General features: G+C 64.4%; 2 protein-coding genes. One reads left to right on the top strand and one right to left on the bottom strand.

All coding sequences use genetic code 11. From position 1 onward, the window contains the following. The first annotated feature begins 271 nt into the window (after positions 1 to 271). Positions 272 to 2,467 (top strand): VIT domain-containing protein, encoded by a 2,196-nt coding sequence (locus tag V7116_RS25580; RefSeq protein WP_324394837.1) that lies wholly within the window; start codon positions 272 to 274, stop codon positions 2,465 to 2,467. 256 nt (positions 2,468 to 2,723) lie between these two features. Here V7116_RS25580 and V7116_RS25575 read toward each other — a convergent pair whose 3' ends face one another. Then, positions 2,724 to 3,968 (bottom strand): ROK family transcriptional regulator, encoded by a 1,245-nt coding sequence (locus V7116_RS25575; RefSeq protein WP_324394836.1) that lies wholly within the window; start codon positions 3,966 to 3,968, stop codon positions 2,724 to 2,726. Positions 3,969 to 4,199: the final 231 nt, after the last annotated feature.

Genomic DNA, 4,199 nt, shown 5'->3' with positions numbered 1-4,199 from the left:
TGCCCTAGAAGCATGTGCGACGCGCTGCGAAAAAGTTACTGTCGCCCCCTCAGCCCACGCAAGCGGAGGGAAGGGGAAAATCGGGCAGCGGACGTCAGAACAGGGACCGTTAACGGACGATGCAAGCATTCGCCGCTACGGACTCTCATGCTCTGCGGCCCACTGCGCGGAACCTTTTGGGCGGCGGCGGCGTCTTAGCCACATCAAACGGGGAACAAGCGCTTACCGCTCCGGCAGTCCGCAGGCTTTGGTTTTGTTTTTGGAGGACACCATGATTTTCCATCGCACGATGTTTCGCCCCCTTGCCGTTCTGATGGCGATCGCGCTGCTGGTCGTGGGCGCGGCCCCCGCGCTGGCGGCCAGGGCGACGCTTTCGCCCGACGCGCTGCCTTTCTTTACCGAGCCGGGCGTGCTGCTACGCGTGCACCGCGTCAGCGTCACGGTCGAGGATCAGGTCGCCACGACGCGCGTCGAGCAGGTCTTTTACAACGACGGCGCGCGCCCGGCGGAGGGCACGTATCTGTTTCCGCTGCCCGCTGGCGCGGCGGTATCGAACCTGATCATGTACGTGGACGGTCAGGCGGTCGAGGCGAAGATCCTCGACGCGGAGACCGCCCGCGCGATCTACGACGAGATCGTGCGCCAGATGCGCGACCCCGCCCTGCTGGAATATGTCGGCGCGGGGGCGGTGCAGGCGAACGTTTTTCCCATCCAGCCCAATGACGAAGTGAAGATCGAGATCGAATACGGCCAGCTTTTGCCGGTCGAAAACGGCCTCGTGCACTACGAATACCCGCTGCGCACCGATCAGTACACGCGTCGCCCGGTCGGGAGCCTGAGCATCAACGTGCAGGTCGACTCGAGTGATGCCATCGGCGCGATCTATTCACCCTCGCACAATCTCGCCATCGTGCGCGACGGCAGCTTCGCGTTCCGCGCCGGATACGAGGCCAGCAACGAACGGCCCGACGCCGACTTCAGCCTGTATTACGGCCTCGCCAGCGACGAGATCAGTACCAACCTGCTGACCTACCGCGAGAGCGCGGACGAAGATGGCTTTTTCACGCTGATGATCACGCCGCCCGTGAGTGTCGAGAACGATCGGGTGCTGCCCAAAGACGTGATCGTCGTGCTCGACCAGTCAGGATCGATGTTCGGTGACAAGTGGGATCAGGCGCGCGAGGCGGTGAAGTTCGTGCTCGATCACCTGAACGAAGGCGACCGCTTCAACGTGATCGTGTTCAGCACCGGCTATCGCATCTTCGCGACGGACCTTCAGCCGGTTTCCAAGGCGGACGATGCGAAAGACTGGATCAGCGGGCTGGACGCGAACGGCGGCACGGACATCAACGCGGCGCTGCTGGCGGCGATGGATATGGCCGACCGCGAGCGTCAGGCGGTGGTGCTGTTCCTGACGGATGGTCTGCCGACCGAAGGCGAGACGAACGCAAGCGCGATCCTCGATAACGTCGGGGACGCCGCGCCGCCCAACGCGCGGGTCTTCACCTTCGGCGTGGGCGACGACGTCGATACGTTCCTGCTGGACCAGTTGTATCAGGCGTTCCGGGGCGCGGGCAGCTACGTGCGGCCCGACGAGCGCATCGACGAGGAAGTGAGCACGCTCTACGGCAAGATCAGCGCGCCCGTGCTGACCAACATCAAGTTGGAAGTGGACGGCGTGCTGGTCGAGGACATGATCCCCGCCGCACCGCTGCCGGATCTGTTCGCCGGGTCGCAGCTCATCATCGCCGGACGCTACCGTGAAGGCGGTTCCGCGACGGTCCGGCTCAGCGGCGAGGTGGACGGCGCGCAGCAGGTCTACACCACCGAGGTCACGTTCCCAGATCACGCGGGCGGCGAGGTGTTCATCCCGCGCCTGTGGGCCACGCGCAAGATCGGCGTGCTGCTGAACGCGATCCGGCTCAACGGCGAAGATCCCGAACTGGTGGACAGCATCGTGCGGCTGAGCATCCGCTACGGCATCATCACACCGTACACGTCGTTCCTCATTCAGGAGCAGGACATCTTCACGCAGACGGGTGTGGAAGAAGCGCAGACGGTCTTCCAGGGTGAAGCGGACATGGCCTTCTCGCAGGCGTCCGGCTCGGTCGCAGTCGATGCGGCGGAATCGGCGGCGGGCCTGTCGGCGGCGGAAGCGCCCATGGCCGCGCCCACGATCACCGCGATGCGCGAAGGCGACGATGGGTTCGCGGTCGAAAACGCGGCGGCCAGCCCCGACGGGCAGGTGATGCGCTACGCGGGCGACCGGACCTTCGTCTGGCGCGACGGAACCTGGATCGATACGCTGTACGACGCGGACAGCATGACACCGGAGCCGGTGGTGTTCCTCAGCGACGCGTATTTCGACCTGCTGGACCTCGATCCGGCGGTGGGCGAGATCCTGGCGCTGGGCGATCACGTGCTGTTCGTGTGGGACGGGCAGGCGTACGAGGTCATGCCGGAGTAACACGGACCAGATAACCGACGCGGATTTTGTAGGGGCGTATCGCATACGCCCCTTGTTTTTTGGATTGCCCCTATCCCTGCGCAGTCGGAGGGAAAAGAACAGTCGTTAGTTTTTAGGTGTCAGTCAAGAGCAAGCGCAAAGGCAAAAAAGCAAGAGCCGGGCGGAGCAAGCCCCGCCCCTACGGGTTGGAAACGTCCGCTGTAGGGGCAATTCATGAATTGCCCCTACGAAACGCTCGATTCAAACTGGCGGAGAATTACCGGCTCACGGTTCCCGGCTGGGCGAGGATCGTCTGGTAGACGCGCGCCACGCCGCCCATCAGGCAGGCATTCCGGCCATACTGCCCGCGCTCGATCGCGGCGGCGTGGGCCGCCCAGCGCAGCGCGCGCCGCTCGACCTCCGCGCGGATCACCGGGAGCAGGTGCGCGTGGGCCTGGCTAAGCGTGCCGCCCAACAGCACGAGATCGGGGTTGAGCGCGTTCAACAGCGACGCGATGCCGATGCCCAGGTCGCGCCCGACCTGCGCCAGCGCGTCCAGCGCCACCGGGTCGCCCGCATCCGCCGCTTCGACCACCAGTGGCACGGTGAGCGCGTCCCAATCGCCGCCGGTCATCTGCTCCAGGCGGGTGGACTGCTGCGCGGCGGCGTCACGGATGTGGCGGAACAGCGCGGCGGGACTGACCAGCGTTTCCCAGCAGCCCCGGTTCCCGCAGCCGCATACCGGCCCGTTCGGATCGATCGTCATGTGGCCGAACTCGCCCGCGAAGCCGGTCGTGCCGCGAAAGATCTGGCCGCCGCTGACCATCGCGCCGCCGACGCCGACGCCCGCGCTGACGTACAGGATCTCGTGGTAGCCCTGCGCCGCGCCGAAAAATGACTCGCCCAGGGCGGCGAGATTGGCCTCGTTATCGACAAACACCGGTACGTCAGGGAAGTCCGGCGTGAGCAAATCGCACACCGGCACATCTTCCCAGCCCAGATTCGGCGCGAACAGCAGCGTACCGGTCGTTTGCTCGACCATGCCGGGCAGTCCCAGGGCCAGCCCTAACATTGCCGTCCGGCCTACTGCCGGATCGCGTCCACGCGCTGCTGCGTCTTGCATGAGATCCACGACACGGCCCAAGATGACACGGCGATCCGTCTCTCCGTAGGTGGATTCGCGGTGCTGCCAGATGACGTCGGCGGCGAAGTTCGCGCACAGGACGGCGATGGAATCCACGCTGACCTCGGCGCTGACGATGAAGCCCGCTTCGGGGTTCAGCTCCAACTGGCGCGACGGGCGGCCAATGCCGTTCGACAGCAGGCCCACCTCGCGCACGAAGCCGTGTTCGATCAGCTCGTTGATCAGGCTGGACACGGTGGACTTGTTGAGGCCGGTCATTTCCGCGAGGGCCGCGCGGGAGATCGGGCTGTGCTCCCACAGCCGGTTCATGATCAGCGAGAGGTTGATTTCACGCACGAGGGCCTGATCACCCGTGCGGTCAGGGAGGCGTTGGTACATATCCAAATCCGGTATTGATATGAAAAAAAGCGCGAGCTTATTTGTTGTGGCAACCAACTAAATTCATTCTATACCTGATAATCGACCGGGGTCAAGCGACGTGGTGGGGACAGAACAGCCGCTCGTCGTTAAGCGGTGCAGCGAAAAGATCCGGAATATGGATGGGTTTGTGTTTTACCTCACCCCTTAACCCCCGGCCCCTTTTCCCCTCTCCAATCAAGTTGGAGAGGG

Source organism: Aggregatilinea sp., from assembly GCF_036822615.1.
Lineage (GTDB): Bacteria > Chloroflexota > Anaerolineae > Aggregatilineales > Aggregatilineaceae > Aggregatilinea.
The sequence above is the reverse complement of the archived record's forward strand: the minus strand, read 5'-3'. Positions and strand labels throughout refer to the sequence as shown.